The following is a 20,166-nucleotide window of genomic DNA, read 5'->3' as shown; positions in this document are numbered from 1 at the left end:
TTCCTTGCTTTATAAAGCATAACTGTAAACTCCAACTTCCATATCTATCATACTCGGCAAAATGAGCTGGCGAGCAATTTTTGGATAGTAGGGAAGCTTGATATCTAGCTCTGAAACTGGCACCAGGACGACGTTGCCATCAGCCATGGTCAAGGTCAACAAATCCTTGGTTGCTTTAGTAGGTGTCAAATCGATAGTCAGGATATTGGCGCGAATATTCTCATCAATTTCAGCTAGCTGTAAAGCCATTTTTTTCAACAATTCCCTGTCAGTTGTGTGAACCATTGTTGCATTCAGAGGCATATTTTCTTCCTCAGTAGGAACCTCTGAAACCTCGCCACTAGATAAGATGGAGTAAAATTGATTATTCTCTGTGATAAAACCAAGCTCTTTATATTCTTCTAATTCTAGCAAAAAGCGATTAGGCAGCTGGAATTGAACAGATACGTCCTTGATTAGATTACTTCTGTTGACGATATTCTTGGTGTAGGATTTTCGGTTGAGAAGGACAGATAGGACATAGTCCTTTTCATGGATATTACTGTACTCTTTTACCAATTCTTCCGAAATATGCTCATTTCCTTTTACCTGAATATCTTTCAATTTACCAAAAGGGCTAATCAGATAGGCAGAAGAGAGAATGATGAGGAGCCCAGCTAAATAAAGCGGAATAGATTTAAGGAGGGCATCCTTAGGAATTCTAGCTTCTGTTTTCTTACTCTTTTCTCCTGCTTTTTTTCGTCCAAATGGAAAGAAAGACCTTTTTGAAACAGGTGTTACTTCAGTCTCTGTCTGGTCTTCTGCCTGCTTGATTTCCTCTTCCTGGATTTGTTGGTGCTCTTTGAACTTTTCCTTCCAGTTCCTGAAAAATTCGCTGGCTTCATCTGGATCCAAGTCTTCCAATGCTATAGGTTCAGCATCGGTCTCTCCATCCTCAAAAGAACTTTCCTCATCGCCTTCTACATGCGAATGTTCATCAGCTCGCTCTATATCACTTTGCTCTTCTGAAAAGGACTCAGATTCTACCTCCTGGTCTTCAGTTCCCTCCATCTCTTGGACCTCTACAAGTTTTTCGTTTTCATCAGAAATCAGTTGTTCATCTTTGTGGCCCATTGGCACCTCCACCCTCAATATCTGACATCAAAATAGCATAGAAACTATCTACCGACTGGATTTCATTGGAGTTTTCCATTTGTGTGACAAATTGGTCTTTATTGGTCAACAAATAACCCACTTCATCAAAAAGTGACTCCAGCGTCAAAAATTCTTCATCCAATTTTCGTGAATAGCCCTTATTGACCGCATAATTGGCATTCTCAATCTGGTCTCCTCGACTGGCCTTTAATCCAAGCGGGACAATCAGATGCAGCTTTTTCATGGCAATCAACTCAAAGAGGGTATTGGAGCCACCACGGGTCACTACCACATCCGCCAAATCCATCAAGGGCTGATAGAGCTCCGTCACATAGTCCACACGATAGAGGTGCTGTTCCAGACTGTTGAGACTGCTATCTCCAGTCAGATTGATAATGTTAAATCGCTCGGTCAAGGCCGATTTATGCTGACTAATCAGGTCATTAAAAACCTTGGCACCGCCCGAACCACCAACAAAAAGTAAAGTTGGCAGCTCTTTATCAAACTGTTTCAGAATTTCCAGCAGTTGAATAGGGGTGACTTTCTTCTTGGTCTGACCTACCTTGGTCACTGCCCCCACATGTTTAACCTTTGTCAGTGACAGTGGTTGCTCAAAAGTGCTATACATGGTTGTAGCGAATTTATAGGCAATGCGATTGGCCAGTCCCATAGACAAATCTGATTCGTGAATGTAAACTGGCACGCCGAGAGCCTTGGCAGCAATGACAGGCGGAACGGATACAAAACCACCTTTTGAAAAGAGGGCTTGAGGACGGATTTTGCCAATAATCACTAAGGATTGGACAATCCCCCAGGCAACCTTAAAGACGTCCAGCATATTCTGCCAGCTAAAGTAACGGCGCAGTTTACCTGTGGCAATGGAATGGAAGGTCACGTCCAGACCAGACTGGCTAATCTGTTCATGCTCAATCCCTTTTTCATCTCCAATATAGTGAACTTCCCAGCCTTCTTCCAAAAAACGCGGGATTAGGAGGAGGTTGAGAGTCACATGACCGACTGTTCCCCCACCCGTAAATACGATTTTTTTCATTTGTTTTTCAACTCCTCAAAGGTGTCGAGGAAAACATCCCCTCGAACTTCAAAATTGGCATACATATCCCAGCTTGCATTGGCAGGACTAAGGAGAACGACGTCTCCTGCTTGAGCCAATTCAAAGGCCTTGCGAGTGGCATCAGCAATATCTGTCGCTGAAATGGTATCCACTCCCGCTTTGTCTGCAGCCCGCTGGACTCTCTCAGCAGATTGACCGAGAATCACTATCTGTTTCAATCCAACTAAATCTGGCACCAAGTCATCAAATTCATTGCCACGATCCAAACCACCGGCAATCAAAATGACCTTGCTATTGTCAAAACCTGATAGAGCTTTTTGGGTAGCTAATATATTAGTAGATTTACTGTCATTGTAGAAGGAAATATCATTGATCGTTCCTACAAATTGCAAGCGATGTTTGACACCACCAAAGGCAGCCAAACTTTCCTGGATAGACTGATTCGCCACACCCAGTAACTTGGCAACCGCAATCGTCGCCAGGGCATTTTCAACATTGTGCGAGCCGGGAACACCAATCTGATCAGCATCCATGATATATTCACCCTTGAAATACAGCTTGCCTTCTGCCAAATAAGCCCCATCTACCACCTCTAGCGTAGAAAAAGGCACCACGGTCGCTAAAGTCTGAGCAGCCAAATCCTTGGCTTCCTGCTGATTAAAATTCAGCACAATAAAATCGTCAGCCGTCATCTGACGCTGAATCATCCATTTTGCAGCAACATAGGCATCAAAGGTCCCATGGTAATCAATATGGCTGGCAATCAAGTTGGTAATTACAGCAATGTGTGGTCGGAAGGACTCCGTCCCCATAAGCTGGAAGGAAGACAATTCCATGACCAAGGTGTCCTCTTCTGTCGCTGTTTGAGCCACTGATGAGGCTGGATAACCGATATTCCCACACAGTTTAGCAGATGTATCGCCAGCATTGAGAACTTCCGCAATCATGGTCGTAGTCGTGGTCTTGCCATTTGAACCTGTGATACCCACTATCGGCGCTTCTGAAATCAAATAGGCCAGCTCCACCTCTGTCCAAACTGGAATCCCTTTTTTCAAGGCCTTCTCTACCATAGGATTTTGATAATGAATACCTGGATTTTTCACCATGAGGGCAAATTCTTCATCCAATAATTCTAGGGGGTGGCTGCCACAGATGACACGAATCCCCTCTTCCAGGAGAGATTGAGCTGTGGGATTATCCTCAAACGGCTTGCCGTCATTGACTGTAACAATGGCACCGAGCTGGTGGAGCAAGCGAGCTGCCGACTCGCCTGACTTAGCCAGTCCCAGAACCAGGACCTTTTTATTTCTGACACTATCAATTTGTTTCATCTGACAATTCCTATCTCTCAACTTTCTAACACTTTATTTTACCTTGAAAGCCCGGCTTTTTCAAGCCATAGCAACAAGCTAACGCCTCCTATACTACCTTTTATCCCACAAAAAGCAGACTGTAAAGCGTTTTCTTTGCACCCTACCTATAAAAATGTTAGACTAAAATAGAAATATATTTTTAAGGAGTATCTATATGTCTAATATTTTCGATACACTCTTCCTGCCCTTGGTTTCGGCCTTGCCAGGAGTTGTCCGCATGATCGTTCTCTTGATCATTGCCTTTGTCCTTGCAGGTCTCCTGCGTAAATTAACCCTGGCTGGTTTGAACAAGATTCAATTTGCTCAAAAATTGCAAAAATGGGGTGTCCTCAAGCCGGAAGATAATGGACAGGCCATCATTAAAAACCTCGGTCAACTGGTTTATTTCTTGGTCATTCTCTTCTTCCTACCTTCTATCCTTTCGGGCTTGAATATCAGCAGTACTGTTGACCCGATTTCGAGCATGTTCCAAAAATTCTTTGCCTTTATTCCTAATTTGATTGCAGCTAGATTGATTCTCTTTGTAGGAACCTTCTTCTGTAACTTCATTAAGGGTCTTCTGAAAGCCTTCTTGGAGCGTCTGGAAATTGACAAATGGTACACCAAGGTTACTGGCCAAGAAAAATTGCCATTTGACACTAAACAACTCATCACTGTCTTAGCAACAGTCGTTTACGTTCTTATCTTCATTCCAATCTTGACCTTGGCCTTGGAAACTCTGGGTATCACCAGCATTTCTCAACCAATCGTCACCATTCTCAACCAGGTCATTGGCTTCCTTCCAAATATCCTGGTAGCCCTTGTCCTAGTCGCTCTTGGTAGCTTCATTGCCAAGCTCTTGGGCAACCTCTTGGAAAATCTTCTTGAAACTGCTGGTATCAATGCCTACTCTAAGTATTTGACAAACAAAGAAGATGCCAACTTCCAACTTTCCTCTATCCTGGCTCAATTGGTTCGTGGCATCATTATTGTATTCTTCTTTGTTCAAGCTATCCAAGTTCTTAACCTGCAAGTCTTTAACGCTGTTGGTACAGCCATTCTTGCCTACCTTCCGTCCCTGATTAGTGCCATTGCCATTCTTGTTTTGGCAGTCATTGGTGGCAACATTCTATCTGGTTTCTTGAGCAAGGTGACCAACAATGCCTTCCTAGCTGGCCTTGTCCGCTATGGCCTCATTGTCTTTGCAGCCTTCATGGCTCTTGACCAATTGAAATTCGCACAGAATATCGTTCAATCGACCTTCACGATTATTCTGGGAGCCTTGGCTGTTGCCTTTGCCCTGGCCTTCGGTCTCGGTGGTCGTGACTTCGCAGCCAAACAATTGGAAAAATTAGAAAAGAAAATTGATAAAGAATAATATCTTAGCTCAACAGTAAGTCGGGCTTTTAATATAACAAAAAAGCAGGACTCTTTCCAATCCTGCTTCTTCTTATTTTCTCACTGTTTTTCGACTCGGTTTATCTAAATAATAGATGTCTCTCATGGCCCATAGGCCGATGAAGATGACGATAAATCCTACCCAAATATCTGAAGATACCTGCAAGATTTTTAGGAAGGCTAGCATTAAAAAGATGAAGAGGGCTACAACGGCAACAACTGCTACCATGAGGTTGATAGTCCCTCGTACATTATTGGGGGCTAAAAAGATATAAAAGAGCACCAATAATATTGCTAGTATCAGATAAAACATGACCATCCCCTTTGAGATTTCTATTCTTCAGTTGCTAATTTTTTCTTCTTGGCAGCCTTATCACGTTCTGCCTTATTGAGAACTTGCTTACGCAAACGGATAGATTCTGGTGTTACTTCCATGTACTCATCGTCATTCAAGAATTCAAGAGATTCTTCAAGGGTCAAGATACGTGGTGTCTTAATTACAGACGTTTGGTCTTTGGTAGCTGAACGAACGTTTGTCATCTGTTTAGCGGTCGTGATGTTAACGGTCAAGTCATTTTCACGTGAGTTTTCACCGATAATCATTCCTTCGTACACTTCAGTACCTGGGTTGACAAAGATGGTACCACGTTCTTCAATACGCATGATAGAGTAAGTAGTTGCCTTACCTTGATCGATAGAAACAAGGGCACCACGGTGACGACCACCAATTTCACCTTGGACAACTGGCAAGTATTGGTCAAAAGTATGGTTCATGATGCCGTAACCACGAGTCATAGAAAGGAATTCTGTTGAATAACCAATCAAACCACGCGCAGGTACAAGGAAAACAAGACGAGTTTGGCCATTACCTGTTGAAACCATATCCAACATATCACCCTTACGCTCAGAAAGGGATTGGATAACAGAACCTTGGTATTCTTCAGGAGTATCGATTTGCACGCGCTCGAATGGCTCCATTTTCACGCCGTCGATTTCCTTGATGATAACCTCTGGACGAGATACTTGAAGTTCATAGCCTTCCCGACGCATGGTTTCAATCAAGATAGACAGGTGCAATTCACCACGACCAGAAACCGTCCATTTGTCTGGTGAATCAGTCGCTTCTACACGGAGAGAAACATCTGTCTGCAATTCTGCCAAAAGACGCTCTTCGATTTTACGAGAAGTTACCCACTTACCTTCACGACCTGCAAATGGTGAGTTGTTGACCAAGAAAGTCATTTGAAGAGTTGGCTCATCGATACGAAGAACTGGGAGTGCTTCTACCGCATCAGTAGGAGTTACCGTCTCACCAACGAAGATGTCTTCCATACCAGAAACGGCAATCAAGTCACCTGCCTTAGCTTCTTGGATTTCCTTGCGCTCAAGGCCAAAGAAACCGAAGAGCTTAGTTACGCGGAAGTTCTTCGTTGTACCGTCGAGTTTAGAAAGGGTAACTTGGTCACCAACTTTTACCGTACCACGGAAGACACGGCCGATACCGATACGACCAACGAAGTCGTTATAATCCAAGAGCGAAACCTGGAACTGAAGTGGCTCGTCTGAGTTATCAACTGGAGCTGGAATGTGCTCGATGATGGTATCGAATATTGGTGCCATTGTTTCTTCTTGGTCAGCTGGATTGTCTGACAGAGAAGATGTTCCGTTGATAGCAGATGCGTAAACAACTGGGAATTCCAACTGGTCATCATCCGCACCAAGCTCGATGAAGAGCTCAAGCACTTCGTCCACTACTTCTTCTGGACGAGCAGATGGTTTATCGATTTTGTTCACAACCACGATTGGTGTCAAGTTTTGCTCAAGGGCTTTTTTCAATACGAAACGGGTCTGTGGCATGGTCCCTTCGTAGGCATCTACGACAAGGACAACACCGTCAACCATTTTCATGATTCGCTCAACCTCACCACCAAAGTCCGCGTGTCCCGGTGTGTCCATGATGTTGATACGAGTACCGTTATAAGCTACAGCAGTGTTTTTAGCAAGGATAGTAATCCCACGCTCTTTTTCGATGTCGTTTGAGTCCATGGCACGCTCGTCTAACTGCGTACGCTCATCAAGGGTTTGTGACTGCTTCAAAAGCTCATCAACGAGGGTTGTTTTTCCGTGGTCAACGTGGGCAATAATAGCAACGTTACGGATGTCTTCTCTAAGTTTTGTCATATTATCCTCTAAATCATTTAATGTAACTAAAAAAGTATATCACAGTTTGGCGCAAAAATCACAGATAATCATGTTGTAAATGTTTTCAATGAGTCAATGAAAGCGAAAGAAAAGAGATTGTCACCAATCTCTTACAAAATATTTTCAAATCTATCTCGGACTTCTTGTGGCCAGACGCTGGATTGAACCTCACCGATATGTTTTTTACGAAGGAGAAACATGGCCAGACGCGATTGTCCAATACCACCACCGATAGATAGCGGAAACTGGCCGTCCAAGAGAGCACGATGCCAATCATAGGCCAAACGAGCCTCATCGCCGGTAATAGCTACTTGGCGTTTGAGAGCATCTTGGTCCACCCGAATGCCCATTGAGGACAATTCAAAGGCAGAACCTAGAGCTTCATTCCAGACCAAAATATCTCCGTTGAGACCCTTGTAAGAACCTTCTGACGGTGTCGTCCAGTCATCGTAGTCAGGTGCGCGACCATCATGTGGCTTGCCATCGGCCAATTCACCACCGATACCGATGAGGAAAACAGCACCGTATTCTTTGGCAACAACATTCTCACGTTCCTTAGGTGTCAAATCAGGAAAATTCTTGACCAAATCTTCTGTGTGGATAAAGGTAATTTTCTTGGGCAGGACAGACTCAATATCGTAACGCGCCTCAACTGCCAACTCCGTCAGGCGGATGGCCTTGTAAATCTGCTCAACTGTTTCCTTCAGATAGGCCAGATTTCTCCGACCAGCTGGAATAACCTTTTCCCAATCCCATTGGTCTACATAGACCGAGTGGATGGCATCCAAATCCTCTTCATCCGGGCGGAGAGCCTTCATGTGGACAAAGAGTCCCTCGCCTTCATTGAAACCGAAACGAGCCAAGGTATGACGCTTCCATTTTGCAAGGGAATGCACTACCTCGTAGGTCGCATCTGGAATCAGTTTGACATTAACGGTAACGGCATTTTCCACGCCAGACAAATTATCCTGCATACCATCCCCGACACGACTCAAAATCGGTCCCTGCACTTCAACGATTTCTAGCTTGTCTTTCAAATACTGGGTAAATGTATTCTTGACGAAAGAAATCTCCTCTTGCTGCTGAATGAAACTTTTCTTCATACCTAAACCTCCTAATTTTTTCTATACTCCCTATTATACCCATTTTCATCGACTTGTAAAGGATTTTATTAAATATTCTGAAAATTTAATGAATTATTTCTTCCAAAATGCTGGTTCTTCTGCTTTCTCGCCACTTCTTTCCTTACTTTTTGGAAAAATTATGCTAAAATGGCTTCATATTTTATAGAATAGAATGGGGCTTTGAAAATGAAATTTTCACCTAGTCAACGGATTATCGCCAGTTTCCTAGCTGTAATTCTGGTTGGCTCATTTTTGCTCAGTTTACCAATTGCTCAAAAGGCTAGCTCTACTGCTAGCTACCTGGACCATTTGTTTACTACGGTATCCATGGTCTGCGTGACGGGGTTATTTACCAAGCCTGTGGCTGAAACCTACAACATGTTTGGACAATTGATTTGTATGGTCCTGATTCAAATCGGCGGATTGAGCTTAATTAGTTTTATCGGTCTCTTCTCCCTTCGAGGAGGACGGAAATTGAGTTTTGTCAATGCTTCTACCTTACAGGAGGCCCTGTCGCGAACGGACACCAAGCATTTTTCCAGCTTTATCAAATCTGTCTTTGCCTTTACCTTTGCCAGTGAGGCCCTGGGCGCCTTCTTCCTGGCCTTTCAATTTGTTCCAGAATACGGCTGGAAGGACGGTCTATTTTCTTCTGTCTTTGTGGCTGTCTCTGCCTTCTGTAATGCTGGTTTTGATAATTTAGGGGCCAGCAGCATCGTCCAGTACGCTGAAAATCCCCTCATCAATCTAACCTTGGCTGCTCTGATTATCATGGGAGGATTGGGATTTTCCGTCTGGTTTGACTTACGTTCTCAAATAGGCAAGAAATTCCACCACAGAAAACTCCATTTCCATACCAAGGTAGTGCTGGCTCTGACTGTACTCATTCTTGCAGCGGGGACAGTCTTAACCTTTATCACAGAATACAATAATCCTGCCACTATTGGCTCCATGTCGCTGGGCAACAAACTATTGACCAGTTTTTTCCAAACGGTGACCATGCGGACAGCAGGCTTTGCCAGTATTGATTATACCAAGGCCGAACCTATCACCCTCCTCCTCTATATCTTCCAAATGATGCTGGGAGGAGCCCCTGGTGGTACGGCAGGAGGTATTAAAATCACAGCCTTCCTAACGCTTTTACTCTATGCACGCAGCGAAATTCTGGGGCTTCCCCATACTAATTTCAACCACCATACCATTGACCATCTGACCATCCGCAAGGCATTTGCAACCTTCATCGTCTTTACGTCTGTCTTTATCTTAGGCTTGGCTGGACTCAGTGTGACAGATGCTAAGCAACCTTTGATTTTCCTCATGTTTGAGGTCATGTCAGCCCTGGCAACGGTCGGTGTGACAGCCAATTTAACCCCCTTCCTCAGTTTGGCTGGAAAAGTTATCATCATGTTCCTGATGTTCTTTGGCAGAATCGGCCCTATCTCCATTCTAGTCAGTCTATCTAGTCACAAACCTGACAAGAAGGATAAATTACAATATGCAAAATCAACCATGATTGTTTAAAGGAGAAACCATGTCATCATTTACTATCGGTATTTTAGGTCTAGGCGTTTTTGGTACCACTATCGCTAAGACCCTACATCCCTACAACTGCAACATTATCGCCGTCGATAATCATGAAAATCAAATCAACCAATTGGAGCCCATCCTGTCCCGCGGTATTGTCGGAGATATCACTGATAAATCCCTCTTGCGGGCCGCAGGTATTGACAGCTGTGATACCGTCGTCGTCGCAACAGGTGACAATTTGGAGTCTAGCGTCCTAGCCGTCCTCCACTGTAAGGCACTGGGTGTTCCAAAGGTCATCGCAAAGGTGAAGAGCAAGACCGCTAAAGAGGTCCTCTTAAAAATTGGTGCTGATAAGATTATTTCACCAGAAAGAGAAACAGGCGTTTCCCTGGCCAAGCACCTCCTCCACCGCAATACGACGGACCTAGTCCAGCTGGATGGTAACGTGTCCATTGTTGAGTTTCACCCACCTAAAAAATGGCTGGGCAAGACTTTGGCAGATTTGCAACTGCGTCAGAACTACAAGATGAACATTATCGGCTACCGCCTCAAAACCACCAAGGAACTCAATATCCAGTTATCGCCTGACTATGTTTTCAATGAAGACGAGGTCGTTATGGCTGTAACGGACCACAACACGGTCGATCATTTTGAAGAGTTCACAGGATAAGGTGACAGGTTTTGACTGATTTATCATTCATATTTTAAGGAGATTATATGAACGATTTGACCAAGGGGAAACCCTTAACTGTTATTTTACAATTTGCTATCCCTCTCTTAATCGGCTCCTTTTTCCAGTTAACCTACAATTTTGCTGATAGCATGATTGTTGGCCATACCCTTGGGACAACGGCCTTTGCAAGTGTAGGTGCCACTGTTGGGCTGACATTTTTGATTCTAGGCTTTGCCCAAGGCTTAACTAATGGCCTCACCATTATTAGTGCCCAACGCTTTGGTGCAGGGGACTTGATTGGCCTCAAGAAAAGCTTTGTTCACGGACTTTTCTATGCTGCCATCGTTAGTTTGGTACTGACGACGGTCTCCCTTCTTTTTCTCCGCCCAACCCTGGAACTCATGCAGACACCTGCTGATATCATCGAGCACGCCCACGACTTCCTTCTAGCTATCTATGGCGGAATGACCTTTACCATCTTTTATAACTATTTGTCCAGTGCCATCCGTAGTCTGGGAGATTCGCGAACTCCGCTTATCGCCCTCATCATCGCCTGCATCATCAATATCGGCCTTGACTTTTTCTTTATTTTAACCATGAAATGGGGCATCTTCGGAGCTGGCTTTGCAACAGTCTTGGCCCAGGCCTTCTCCGTTATATTCCTCATCATTTACATCAAGAGAAAAATTCCCCATTACCACTTAAAACCAGGCGATTTGAAGCTTGAAAAAGAGGAGTTAATCAAACATGCCAATATTGGCTTTCCAATGGGATTACAGGCCAGCGTTATTGCCATTGGCTCCTTGACCTTCCAGGTCATGATGAACCAGTTGGGAACCGATGCCATCGCTGCCCAATCCATTGCCCTACGAACGGACCAATTGGCCATGTTGCCCATGGTGAATCTGGGACTGGCCATCTCAACCTTTACGGCCCAAAACTATGGTGCTAAACTATATGACCGCATTTTGGAAGGGGTCAAAAAGACCCTCTATATCAGTTTGGCCTGGTCTATCTTGTTCGCTCTTGTTCTTATCTGGGGAAATCGGTTCTTCTCAGGTCTCTTCATCGCAGACGCCAGCGAGACCGTTCTTGACTTGGCACTGGCCTACTACATCATCAATGCCTCCTGTTATTGGATTGTGGCCAGCCTCTTTATCCTTAGGAGCTTCATCCAGGGGCTGGGAAATGGTGCCGTACCTATGCTGGCTGGTTTCGGAGAATTGATTATGCGGGCTCTCGTGGCCATTGTTGGCCTCCACTATTTCGGCTTCAATGGCGTTGCGGCCGCTAATCCTGCAGCCTGGATTGGCAGCATTCTCGTCCTCATACCTAGTAGCCTGATTTACAGAAAACGGCTTAAACAAGCCATGGCAAACACCTAGTTCGATACTGGGTGTTTTTGTTTTGGGAAATTGGTCAAACTTTTGCTATAATACAAGCATGAAACACTTGAAGGACCCACTGTCTGTCTTGCCTGGAATTGGACCCAAGTCAGCAGAGAAATTTACAAAACTAGACCTCTATAGCGTGGAAGATGTCCTGTGCTACTATCCCTTCCGCTACGAAGATTACGAGACAAAATCTATCTTAGAGCTTATGGACGGCGAAAAGGCTGTGATTATGGGGCAGGTCGTCACTCCAGCCAATGTGCAATATTATGGCTTCAAACGCAACCGCCTTCGTTTTTCTATCAAGCAGGACCAGGTGGTGGTAGCCGTTTCTTTTTTCAATCAACCCTATCTGGCCGACAAGGTGGAAGTAGGACAAGATATAGTCATTTGGGGTAAATGGGATAAAGCCAAGGCTAGCTTGACGGGAATGAAAATCTTGTCCCAGCAAGCAGATGATTTGCAGCCTGTCTATCATGTCGCTCAAGGAATTAGTCAGACCCAGCTGGTCAAACTGGTCAAGTCCGCCGTGGACCTAGGCTATTTAGACCTCCTGACTGAGAATCTCCCCAGCCCTATACTGGAACGCTACAAGCTCATGGGACGGATCGACGCTGTTCGGGCCATGCATTTCCCAGAAGACTTAGACCAGTATAGACAAGCCCTGCGCCGTATTAAATTTGAAGAACTCTTCTATTTCCAGCTACAGCTCCAGCAACTCAAGGCGCAAAACCGTGACCAATCTAAGGGACTAGCCATTCCATTTAACCAACCAGCTGTCCAGCAAGCCATCCAGGCCCTCCCCTTCTCTCTGACCCAGGCTCAGAATCAGGTCCTGGAGGATATCTTAGAAGATATGAAATCCAGTCGCCATATGAATCGGCTGCTGCAAGGTGATGTCGGTTCCGGAAAAACGGTTGTGGCAGGCTTGGCCATCTACGCCACTCACACAGCTGGCTTTCAATCTGCCCTCATGGTTCCAACGGAAATTCTAGCCGAGCAACATTATCAAAGCCTACAGGGACTCTTTCCCAACTTGTCCATAGCCCTGTTAACCGGTAAAATGAAGGCTGCCCCTAGACGGGCCGCGCTCAAGGCTATCGAGGAAAATCAGGTCGACTTGATCGTCGGGACCCATGCTTTGATTCAGGATGCAGTCACTTATCATAAATTAGGCTTAGTCATCACAGACGAACAACACCGGTTTGGGGTCAAGCAACGAAAACTCCTCCGTCAAAAAGGGAGCAATCCAGATGTTCTCATGATGACGGCTACACCGATTCCAAGGACATTAGCCATCACAGCCTTTGGCGATATGGACGTCTCCATCATCAACCAACTTCCAGCCGGACGAAAACCCATTATCACGCGCTGGGTCAAACACCAGCAGCTACCAGTTGTACTGGATTGGATGACAAAGGAGCTAAAAAAAGAAAGCCAGGTCTACTTCGTTTCTCCCTTGATTGAGGAATCCGAAGCCCTGGACTTGAAAAATGCGGTTGCCTTAACGGAGGAATTGAGGGACTATTTCGGCTCGAAGACCACAATTGACCTCCTGCATGGTAAGATGTCCTCCGAGGAAAAGGATAGTATCATGCAGGCTTTCAAGGAAAGAAAAACAGATATCCTGGTCTCAACAACGGTTATCGAGGTTGGTGTCAATGTTCCCAATGCCAGCATTATGGTTATCATGGATGCGGATCGTTTTGGTCTCAGCCAGCTCCACCAGCTGAGGGGCCGGGTGGGTCGGGGAGACAAGCAATCCTACGCCATCCTGGTCGCCAATCCCAAAACCGAGTCCGGCAAGGAACGGATGAAACTGATGACAGAAACTACGGACGGATTTGTCCTATCCGAAGCAGACCTGAAAATGCGGGGCTCTGGTGAGATCTTTGGTACCCGCCAATCCGGTCTGCCAGAATTTCAGGTTGCCAATATCATTGATGACTATCCTATCCTAGAAGAAGCTAGGCGCCTGGCTAGCCAAATTACCGCTGAAGCCAACTGGCAAGAAAACCCAAGCTGGAGTATCCTAGCCCAACACCTGGATATGAAAAATGAGTTGGATTAGGCATCATCAAGTCAGCTACTCAGTTATAAAGCTGTCCCCCAGAATAAAATCAATCCAGCAATTTACAAAGCTGGATTTTTTCTATACAATAGAGCTATGACGTTCAAGACTATTCTCAAGCAGCTAAAACTATTCGACTACCTGCTCATCGGACTGGCCCTGGTTCTGTCCTTCACACCTGCTATCCTCACCTATGCAGAGCTATCAGAGCAGGGACAAGAAGCAAAAATCATTGCTTATGTCCGCATCAACGGAGAGGTCGTGGATGAATTTGAACTAGCTGCCGATACCAAACATCAGGAAATCACCTATTATCCCAATCCTGGCCAATACAATATCATCGAAGTCGACGGTCAGAGTATCCGGGTCAAGGAAGACAATAGCCCGGATCAGATTGCCGTCATGACAGGCTGGATTAGCAAACCCGGTCAACTCTCCGTCTGCCTGCCCCACAACCTCATGATTGAAATCAAGGCCGTTGGGGGCGAACCTACAGAGGAAGAGGAAGAATTGATTTTACCCCTATAAAAAGAAAAACGAATCGTGATGACGAAACTATCATGATTCGTTTTTTAGCTGTTTTAGCATCCCCCTGCACTTGCCGCACCTGTATTTCTTGAGGTCAATCCTGCGCTTTCTCATGTAGACTTGACCACAGGCCGTGCAACTGTAGCGGGGATTTGGTTTCTGTGCTTGTGCCAATTTAGGTGCATAACGAAGTCCATCGACAGCCTGTAATAGTTCTTGAAAATCCCTATCCCCGTGGCGATAGCCCTTTTTCTCAAAATAGAGATGGTAATGGCAGAGCTCGTGGCGGACAATCTGCCGAAAGACCTCTAAACCAAACTTTTCCAGATGCTTGGGATTGAAGTCCAAGTGCCCATCCTGCGGGAAAAAGCGTCCGCCTGTCGAGCGCAGATGGCGATTCCAGATGGCTACATGACGAAATTCCTTGCCGAAGTCCTCTCTGGACACCAGCTCTACGTACTTAGTCAAGTCCATGAGGTTTCAAGAGGCTCAGACCGATGCGGTTGCGTTTTATATCTACTTCTGTCACCCAGACAGTGACAATTTCACCAACCGCAAGGATTTCACTCGGGTGAGGTTGCGCCATAAGACGACCTTTGCCGTCACGCTTACGTTTGACCATGCGGGAAATGTGAATAAGCCCATCTTCATGGACACCAATATCGACAAAGGCACCGAAGTCCACAATGTTACGGACCGTTCCCTGCAATTCTTGACCGACTTTCAAGTCTTTGACATCCAAGACATCCTGACGCAAAATAGGGGCCTCGAAATCATCCCGTAAATCCCGACCCGGTTTGAGCAAGTCTGCGATAATATCTTTCAGAGTTTCCTGACCGATGCCCAAGGTTTCAGCCATGTCCGCAACTGACACCGTCGCTAATTTTTCCTGCGCAGCAGAGTCCAAGTGGTCGATAGCTAGATGAGCAAGCAAGTTCTCGACAGCCTTGTAAGACTCAGGATGCACGCCAGTATTATCCAAAAGATTAGTGCCGTTAGGAATACGCAAGAAGCCAGCCGCCTGCTCGAAAGCCTTATCGCCCAAACGCGGCACCTTTTTGAGCTCTTGACGGGTGGTCAGAGCGCCATGCTCCTCGCGATACTTGACGATATTCTCCGAAATGGTCTTGTTGAGACCAGCCACATGGGCAAGGAGGGCGGGACTAGCCGTATTGACATTGACACCGACTTGGTTGACCACCGTATCGACGACAAAATCCAGACTCTCTGACAGAAGTTTCTGATTAACATCGTGCTGGTACTGGCCGACACCGATGGACTTCGGGTCAATCTTGACCAGCTCAGCCAGCGGGTCTTGGAGCCTGCGGGCGATGGAAATAGCAGAGCGTTTTTCGACAGTTAGGTCTGGAAATTCCTGACGGGCCAGTTCAGAGGCAGAGTAGACTGAGGCTCCGCTTTCATTGACGATGACGTAGGAGACCTGTGGGAAGTCCTTGAGCAAATCAGCAACGAAGCTTTCTGATTCGCGGCTGGCCGTACCGTTTCCGATGGCAATGATTTCGACTTGGTATTGACCAATCAGATTTGCCAAATCCTGCTTGGCTTGGGCAATCTGAGCCTGTGAGGCCGGCTTGACGGGGTGAATAACCTGCGTCGTCAGGAGTTTTCCTGTCTGGTCAACGACCGCTAGTTTTGCCCCTGTACGAAAGGCAGGGTCAAAGCCGAGGACTACCTTACCCTTCAGGGGTGAAACCAAAAGCAGGTTGCGGAGGTTTTTCGAGAAGAGTTGGATGGCCCCTTCTTCCGCCTGCTCAGTCAATTCCGTACGAATACGGCGCTCCATAGCTGGGATAATCTTCTTTTTCAGGGCCTGACTGATAACTTCTTGAATATAGGCATTTTGCTGCGGAAAGCGCAATTCAAAAAAGCGGATCATCTTGTCCAGATTGTGCTGGAAACCGACCTTGAGAATGCCTAATTTTTCACCGCGGTTGATGGCAAGAGTCTGATAGCCTTGCATCTTCGCAATTTTCTCGGCAAATTCATAGTAGATTTCAAAGACAGCCTTCTCATCGCTGTCCTGATCCTTGACTTCTGATATAAGTCTGGAATTGGTCAGGATTTCATGGTAGACCCAAGCACGGAGTTTGGCATCCTCAGCCAGAGCTTCCACGAGAATGTCCACTGCACCGACCAAGCAAGCGGTCGGCGTATCGAAGCCTTCAGTGACAAAGCTTGCCGCCTGAGTTTCTAAGTCTGCACCATACTGCAAAATCAAGCGTGCCAGTGGAAAGAGACCAGCCTCACGCGCCACCGTCGCCTTGGTCCGACGTTTTTCCTTATATGGCAGGTACAACTCTTCGACGTCCGCCAACTTTTCAGCCTCTTCAATGGCCTGACGGAGCTGGTCAGTCAGCTTGCCCTGCTCTTCAATCTTGGTCAGAACCGACGCCTTGCGGTCAGCCAAAGCCGTCAAAGCCTTATCTCGGTCAATAATGGCCTTGATAAGAACCTCGTCCAAATTACCCGTTGCTTCCTTGCGGTAACGAGCGATGAAGGGGATGGTATTGCTCTCAGCTGTCAGGGTCAATACCGTATCAATCTGTTTCAAACTTACACCCAATTCTTGGGCAATCTTCATGTATTTTTCTTCCATAAGCTCTATTATACCATGAAAAAAGACCTGACCAGCTCAAAAAGAGAGCCAAAGATCCGGTCTGCGGAGCAATTTTTGTTGCTATAGTCCAGAAAATCGTATTGTCTTTGATTAACTGAATGAGCTCATTTTATCTTACATGCAAAAAGAGCCTGGACTTCAGTCCAGACCCTGCTCACATTAACTCGTTCTGTTACAAATTCAATCGCTTAGCCAATTTATCCATAATGACTGCCCCGACCAAGAGCGAAAGCAATTCCCCAGCCGCTGTTGTCAACCAGGTAAGGAAAAATGGCAAATCGTACAAGAACTTTAGCTCTAAAGCAATGGTAAACATGGTAAATGAGAAAAACAAGGAAAAATAGAGGAAAGCCTTATTGATCAAACCATTGAAAAGATAGTGGTCCTTGTATTTTGAAAATAATTTCACACCAAGTGTCACGAAGATAAGAGTTGAAAAACCACCAACAAATAGATCAATGACCCCAAAGCCAATCAAATTGGCAATCATGCAACCGATGGTCACTCCGATGATGTATTTAGGATTATAAAAGGCTAGAAAATTCAGCATTTCTGAAATCCGAAATTGAACGGCACCGAAGGATATAGCATTCAAGGGTGGTGTGAGGGTCAAAGCCACATAAATGGCCGCAACGATAGCAATCTCTGCCAGATCTCTGACAGAAAAGGTAGATGTCTTCATAAAAAATTCTCCTTTAGCGGGTTGACCGCCTGAAATATGCTTGGGTAAAGTGAGCAAGTCCCAAGGGTTGTATTTACAACGTTTTCCAGTATAGCATAATTTTCAAAAAAATGATAGACTAGTTCTTATGAAAAAACTAGTAAAAACATTCTTAGAAAATGAAGTCATCCTCTATCTAATCGCGGGCGTCGCCGCAACCCTGGTCTATATCATCACGCGAACCAGCCTCTTTTACATCTGGCCCAACATTTTAATGGTCACTCTGATTGCCAACACAGTTGCCATTCTCTTTGCCTTTTGGACCAATGACCGCTATGTCTTCAAGCAGGAAAAAAATGGTTGGCAGGGACGGCTGGTTAAATTTATCGGCGCCCGTATTTCTACCCTGGTCCTCGATATGGCCCTAGCCTATTTCCTGGTCGAAAAATTCCCTCACATCATCGGCCAATTTGTTCAACAGGACATTCAAAAAGTCAATGCTATCGCAACTGCTCTTTCGCAGGTCTTGGTCATCGTCCTCAACTATGTCCTTAGTAAATTATTTATTTTTAAAAATACAAAATAGGTTTGGCGGGTCCAAACCTATTTGCTTTAAGTATCTAATTTATACATTCAAAAACTCTTCAAAAGTCAAAACAGCAATGAGCTTGGGTTGGTTGCTACCATCCGGCTTGAATACCAGGGTCGTCCCTGCTGGAATATAGTAGCCATAGGCCTTGTCAAACTTGCCCTGGTGGGTAAATAAAATCGTTGATTTTCCAGCTTCAGGGACTTGAATGGTCCGATTCCGCAAGTTTTGTAAGGATTGCTCCAATTCCTGATCGTCAGAAAAATTCAAGGACCCTGTCAAATCTCGATTGATTTCCAAATTATCCCCGAATGCAGCCTGGGCATGCTGCCAGACGAAGTAATATTCAGAAGTAAGGATATGGTCAGCTTCTACCCCTAAATCCCGGTATTTTTGCCCATAGAGTCCCATCTTTTCTACGCTAGAATCAGAAATCCGCTGGCCATCATCGATAACCTGACCTTGTAGATTCTCCGGAACTGCTGTCCGCTCTCCGCCAGCCCCTGTATAGCGAAAAACAAAAACATAGCCTCCGTCTGACAGATTCTGACCCAAATTTGCAGGATTGACTACACTCGCAATATCCAAGGGTGTGGGGTCAGCCTCTAATGCTTGCTTTGAAGGCAATTGACTAGAAGTTTCAGCTGCTCCACTGCTTGAAGTCCCAGTAACAGCAGCTTCAGAATCTGATGATTGTGCAGAATTCTGACCTTGACTAAGCCCGCAGGCTACAAGAATCAAACTGAACAAGGATAAAAATAAAATTCGGCTAAATTTCATATCAACCTCCTGTATCCAACTTTTTTTACAAATATATCACTAATTATTCATAAAATCCAGAAAAACGCACCAAAAAAGACCAACTCTCGCTGGTCATGTACTCTGCTTTCTTGTAAAAAATCTTTTCAGGGCCTTCCAGGTTTCTTTCATATCTCCCGAACGCTGTTCAAATTCGCCCTCCTGTCTGCTCTGGACAGTGGCATTGAGAACTGCTCCCACTATGAGAAGATGGCTCAAGAGAATGAACCAAATCATGACAACCAGAAAGACCAAACTAGTCACCAGGCGGACATCGACCATCTTATCTGCCGAACGCTGAACATAGGTCGCCAACATATTCCCCAGACCAATAAAGACTCCCAGAACAAAAGCAGGTCCTGGCAAAACATAGCGTAGCTTGGGAATTTTTACATTGGGTAAAACATAGTAAAACATAATCAAACTAACCGCCAGGGCTAGATAAGCAATCCACTGGACCTGGCTAAAAATCCCCAGCAACCAATCATTGTCAATACCCAGATTGGACCGGATAAATTGGACAATGGCTTGGCCAAAGGTCAAGAGCGTAATGGACAAAATGAGAATAGTTTGGAGACCAAGCCCCATCAAGACACCTACAATCCGTGCAAGAATCACATTGCGGTGGTCTGTGACACCGTAGGCCTTGTTGACCGCCTTTTGTAAAATCATCATGCTCTTAGAGACCGTCCAGAGCGTTGTCATAATTGAAATTCCCAACCAAGAGGAGGAACGTTGGGTCAGGAGCAACCGCACCGTTGGCAAAACTGTCCCAGAAAACTGACTTGGAATAAATTCTTTGAGAATGGCCAGGATTTCTTCCACATCAAAGGGAAAGTAGGGCAGCAGATTAGCCAGAGTCAGCAAAATGGGAAAGCCTGAAATCAGCAAATAATAGGCCACTGCTACACTGGTCAAATCCACCTCTGCTGATCGATAAAAAGAAAAGAAGGACCCGAAAAAGGACTTGACCTTCTCAAAAAGTGTTTCCTTCTTCATCCTCTCTCC

Annotated in this window: 18 protein-coding genes and 1 riboswitch; of the genes, 7 read left to right on the top strand and 11 right to left on the bottom strand. The window is 45.3% G+C overall.

Features of this window, described 5'->3' with window-relative positions:
• Positions 1–9: 9 nt before the first annotated feature.
• From ACHBIF_RS05445 to murD, 3 genes are read right to left on the bottom strand one after another with little or no spacing between them, the layout of a single operon-like run.
• Positions 10–1,113: a cell division protein FtsQ/DivIB gene (locus ACHBIF_RS05445; RefSeq protein ID WP_394719167.1), complete on the bottom strand. Its 1,104-nt coding sequence runs from the start codon at positions 1,111–1,113 to the stop codon at positions 10–12.
• Complete coding sequence (locus ACHBIF_RS05440) at positions 1,097–2,185, bottom strand: UDP-N-acetylglucosamine--N-acetylmuramyl-(pentapeptide) pyrophosphoryl-undecaprenol N-acetylglucosamine transferase (RefSeq protein WP_394719165.1); 1,089 nt, start codon at positions 2,183–2,185, stop codon at positions 1,097–1,099. The genes ACHBIF_RS05445 and ACHBIF_RS05440 overlap by 17 nt, the downstream gene beginning before the upstream one ends.
• Complete coding sequence (gene murD / locus ACHBIF_RS05435; protein WP_172022183.1) at positions 2,182–3,537, bottom strand: UDP-N-acetylmuramoyl-L-alanine--D-glutamate ligase; 1,356 nt, start codon at positions 3,535–3,537, stop codon at positions 2,182–2,184. Before murD ends, ACHBIF_RS05440 begins: the two co-directional genes overlap by 4 nt.
• 196 nt (positions 3,538–3,733) lie before the next feature.
• On the opposite strand from murD, the gene ACHBIF_RS05430 reads away from it, so the two are divergent.
• A complete protein-coding gene (locus ACHBIF_RS05430; RefSeq protein WP_394719163.1) occupies positions 3,734–4,936 on the top strand; it encodes a mechanosensitive ion channel in 1,203 nt (400 codons plus the stop codon).
• Between the two features lie 72 nt (positions 4,937–5,008).
• Here the strand turns inward: ACHBIF_RS05430 and ACHBIF_RS05425 are convergent, their stop codons facing one another.
• The 3 genes from ACHBIF_RS05425 to asnA form a co-directional block, all read right to left on the bottom strand.
• The gene (locus ACHBIF_RS05425) at positions 5,009–5,269 is read right to left on the bottom strand and encodes a DUF3165 family protein (protein ID WP_105110211.1); all 261 of its coding nucleotides are present in this window, start codon (positions 5,267–5,269) and stop codon (positions 5,009–5,011) included.
• Between the two features lie 20 nt (positions 5,270–5,289).
• Complete coding sequence (typA, locus tag ACHBIF_RS05420; protein ID WP_394719161.1) at positions 5,290–7,137, bottom strand: translational GTPase TypA; 1,848 nt, start codon at positions 7,135–7,137, stop codon at positions 5,290–5,292.
• 131 nt (positions 7,138–7,268) lie between these two features.
• Positions 7,269–8,261 (bottom strand): aspartate--ammonia ligase, encoded by a 993-nt coding sequence (gene asnA / locus ACHBIF_RS05415; RefSeq protein WP_125265339.1) that lies wholly within the window; start codon positions 8,259–8,261, stop codon positions 7,269–7,271.
• A gap of 207 nt (positions 8,262–8,468) precedes the next feature.
• Here asnA and ACHBIF_RS05410 point away from each other — a divergent pair, with 207 nt between their 5' ends.
• The 5 genes from ACHBIF_RS05410 (at position 8,469) to ACHBIF_RS05390 (ending at position 14,472) form a co-directional block, all read left to right on the top strand.
• Positions 8,469–9,803, top strand: a complete 1,335-nt coding sequence (locus ACHBIF_RS05410) for a TrkH family potassium uptake protein (protein ID WP_105110214.1) — start codon at positions 8,469–8,471, stop codon at positions 9,801–9,803.
• Between the two features lie 10 nt (positions 9,804–9,813).
• A complete protein-coding gene (locus ACHBIF_RS05405; protein WP_394719158.1) occupies positions 9,814–10,479 on the top strand; it encodes a potassium channel family protein in 666 nt (221 codons plus the stop codon).
• A gap of 47 nt (positions 10,480–10,526) precedes the next feature.
• Positions 10,527–11,867 (top strand): MATE family efflux transporter, encoded by a 1,341-nt coding sequence (locus ACHBIF_RS05400; protein ID WP_394719156.1) that lies wholly within the window; start codon positions 10,527–10,529, stop codon positions 11,865–11,867.
• 58 nt (positions 11,868–11,925) lie between these two features.
• Positions 11,926–13,944: an ATP-dependent DNA helicase RecG gene (gene recG / locus ACHBIF_RS05395; protein WP_105123487.1), complete on the top strand. Its 2,019-nt coding sequence runs from the start codon at positions 11,926–11,928 to the stop codon at positions 13,942–13,944.
• Positions 13,945–14,040: 96 nt separating this feature from the next.
• The gene (locus ACHBIF_RS05390; protein WP_105110218.1) at positions 14,041–14,472 is read left to right on the top strand and encodes a NusG domain II-containing protein; all 432 of its coding nucleotides are present in this window, start codon (positions 14,041–14,043) and stop codon (positions 14,470–14,472) included.
• Between the two features lie 30 nt (positions 14,473–14,502).
• On the opposite strand, the gene ACHBIF_RS05385 is transcribed toward ACHBIF_RS05390, so the two are convergent.
• From ACHBIF_RS05385 to ACHBIF_RS05375, 3 genes are all read right to left on the bottom strand, one after another.
• On the bottom strand, positions 14,503–14,946 hold the full coding sequence (locus ACHBIF_RS05385; protein ID WP_394719153.1) for a SprT family protein: 444 nt from the start codon (positions 14,944–14,946) through the stop codon (positions 14,503–14,505).
• Positions 14,933–17,089 carry a Tex family protein gene (locus ACHBIF_RS05380; protein WP_394719151.1) on the bottom strand — a complete coding sequence of 719 codons (2,157 nt, stop codon included), beginning with the start codon at positions 17,087–17,089 and terminating at the stop codon, positions 14,933–14,935. Before ACHBIF_RS05380 ends, ACHBIF_RS05385 begins: the two co-directional genes overlap by 14 nt.
• 193 nt (positions 17,090–17,282) lie before the next feature.
• Positions 17,283–17,792, bottom strand: a complete 510-nt coding sequence (locus tag ACHBIF_RS05375; RefSeq protein WP_105110221.1) for a QueT transporter family protein — start codon at positions 17,790–17,792, stop codon at positions 17,283–17,285.
• A riboswitch (PreQ1 riboswitch) is annotated at positions 17,793–17,890 on the bottom strand.
• 29 nt (positions 17,891–17,919) lie between these two features.
• Here ACHBIF_RS05375 and ACHBIF_RS05370 point away from each other — a divergent pair.
• Positions 17,920–18,357, top strand: coding sequence for a GtrA family protein (locus ACHBIF_RS05370; RefSeq protein ID WP_105110222.1), 438 nt, complete (start codon positions 17,920–17,922; stop codon positions 18,355–18,357).
• Between the two features lie 39 nt (positions 18,358–18,396).
• Here the strand turns inward: ACHBIF_RS05370 and ACHBIF_RS05365 are convergent, their stop codons facing one another.
• Both ACHBIF_RS05365 and ACHBIF_RS05360 read right to left on the bottom strand, forming a co-directional pair.
• Complete coding sequence (locus tag ACHBIF_RS05365; RefSeq protein WP_105161286.1) at positions 18,397–19,140, bottom strand: hypothetical protein; 744 nt, start codon at positions 19,138–19,140, stop codon at positions 18,397–18,399.
• Positions 19,141–19,233: 93 nt separating this feature from the next.
• On the bottom strand, positions 19,234–20,157 hold the full coding sequence (locus tag ACHBIF_RS05360) for a YihY/virulence factor BrkB family protein (protein WP_105110224.1): 924 nt from the start codon (positions 20,155–20,157) through the stop codon (positions 19,234–19,236).
• Positions 20,158–20,166: the final 9 nt, after the last annotated feature.

Source organism: Streptococcus sp. A11 (assembly GCF_043674225.1).
Classification (GTDB): Bacteria; Bacillota; Bacilli; order Lactobacillales; family Streptococcaceae; genus Streptococcus; species Streptococcus suis_V.
The sequence above is the reverse complement of the archived record's forward strand: the minus strand, read 5'-3'. Positions and strand labels throughout refer to the sequence as shown.

What these genes read in the sequence shown, in the direction of transcription:
- ACHBIF_RS05445 (WP_394719167.1), bottom strand. Translation starts at nt 1,113, where the DNA reads ATGGGCCACAAAGATGAACAACTGATTTCTGATGAAAACGAAAAACTT.
- ACHBIF_RS05440 (WP_394719165.1), bottom strand. Translation starts at nt 2,185, where the DNA reads ATGAAAAAAATCGTATTTACGGGTGGGGGAACAGTCGGTCATGTGACT.
- murD (WP_172022183.1), bottom strand. Translation starts at nt 3,537, where the DNA reads ATGAAACAAATTGATAGTGTCAGAAATAAAAAGGTCCTGGTTCTGGGA.
- ACHBIF_RS05430 (WP_394719163.1), top strand. Translation starts at nt 3,734, where the DNA reads ATGTCTAATATTTTCGATACACTCTTCCTGCCCTTGGTTTCGGCCTTG.
- ACHBIF_RS05425 (WP_105110211.1), bottom strand. Translation starts at nt 5,269, where the DNA reads ATGTTTTATCTGATACTAGCAATATTATTGGTGCTCTTTTATATCTTT.
- typA (WP_394719161.1), bottom strand. Translation starts at nt 7,137, where the DNA reads ATGACAAAACTTAGAGAAGACATCCGTAACGTTGCTATTATTGCCCAC.
- asnA (WP_125265339.1), bottom strand. Translation starts at nt 8,261, where the DNA reads ATGAAGAAAAGTTTCATTCAGCAGCAAGAGGAGATTTCTTTCGTCAAG.
- ACHBIF_RS05410 (WP_105110214.1), top strand. Translation starts at nt 8,469, where the DNA reads ATGAAATTTTCACCTAGTCAACGGATTATCGCCAGTTTCCTAGCTGTA.
- ACHBIF_RS05405 (WP_394719158.1), top strand. Translation starts at nt 9,814, where the DNA reads ATGTCATCATTTACTATCGGTATTTTAGGTCTAGGCGTTTTTGGTACC.
- ACHBIF_RS05400 (WP_394719156.1), top strand. Translation starts at nt 10,527, where the DNA reads ATGAACGATTTGACCAAGGGGAAACCCTTAACTGTTATTTTACAATTT.
- recG (WP_105123487.1), top strand. Translation starts at nt 11,926, where the DNA reads ATGAAACACTTGAAGGACCCACTGTCTGTCTTGCCTGGAATTGGACCC.
- ACHBIF_RS05390 (WP_105110218.1), top strand. Translation starts at nt 14,041, where the DNA reads ATGACGTTCAAGACTATTCTCAAGCAGCTAAAACTATTCGACTACCTG.
- ACHBIF_RS05385 (WP_394719153.1), bottom strand. Translation starts at nt 14,946, where the DNA reads ATGGACTTGACTAAGTACGTAGAGCTGGTGTCCAGAGAGGACTTCGGC.
- ACHBIF_RS05380 (WP_394719151.1), bottom strand. Translation starts at nt 17,089, where the DNA reads ATGGAAGAAAAATACATGAAGATTGCCCAAGAATTGGGTGTAAGTTTG.
- ACHBIF_RS05375 (WP_105110221.1), bottom strand. Translation starts at nt 17,792, where the DNA reads ATGAAGACATCTACCTTTTCTGTCAGAGATCTGGCAGAGATTGCTATC.
- ACHBIF_RS05370 (WP_105110222.1), top strand. Translation starts at nt 17,920, where the DNA reads ATGAAAAAACTAGTAAAAACATTCTTAGAAAATGAAGTCATCCTCTAT.
- ACHBIF_RS05365 (WP_105161286.1), bottom strand. Translation starts at nt 19,140, where the DNA reads ATGAAATTTAGCCGAATTTTATTTTTATCCTTGTTCAGTTTGATTCTT.
- ACHBIF_RS05360 (WP_105110224.1), bottom strand. Translation starts at nt 20,157, where the DNA reads ATGAAGAAGGAAACACTTTTTGAGAAGGTCAAGTCCTTTTTCGGGTCC.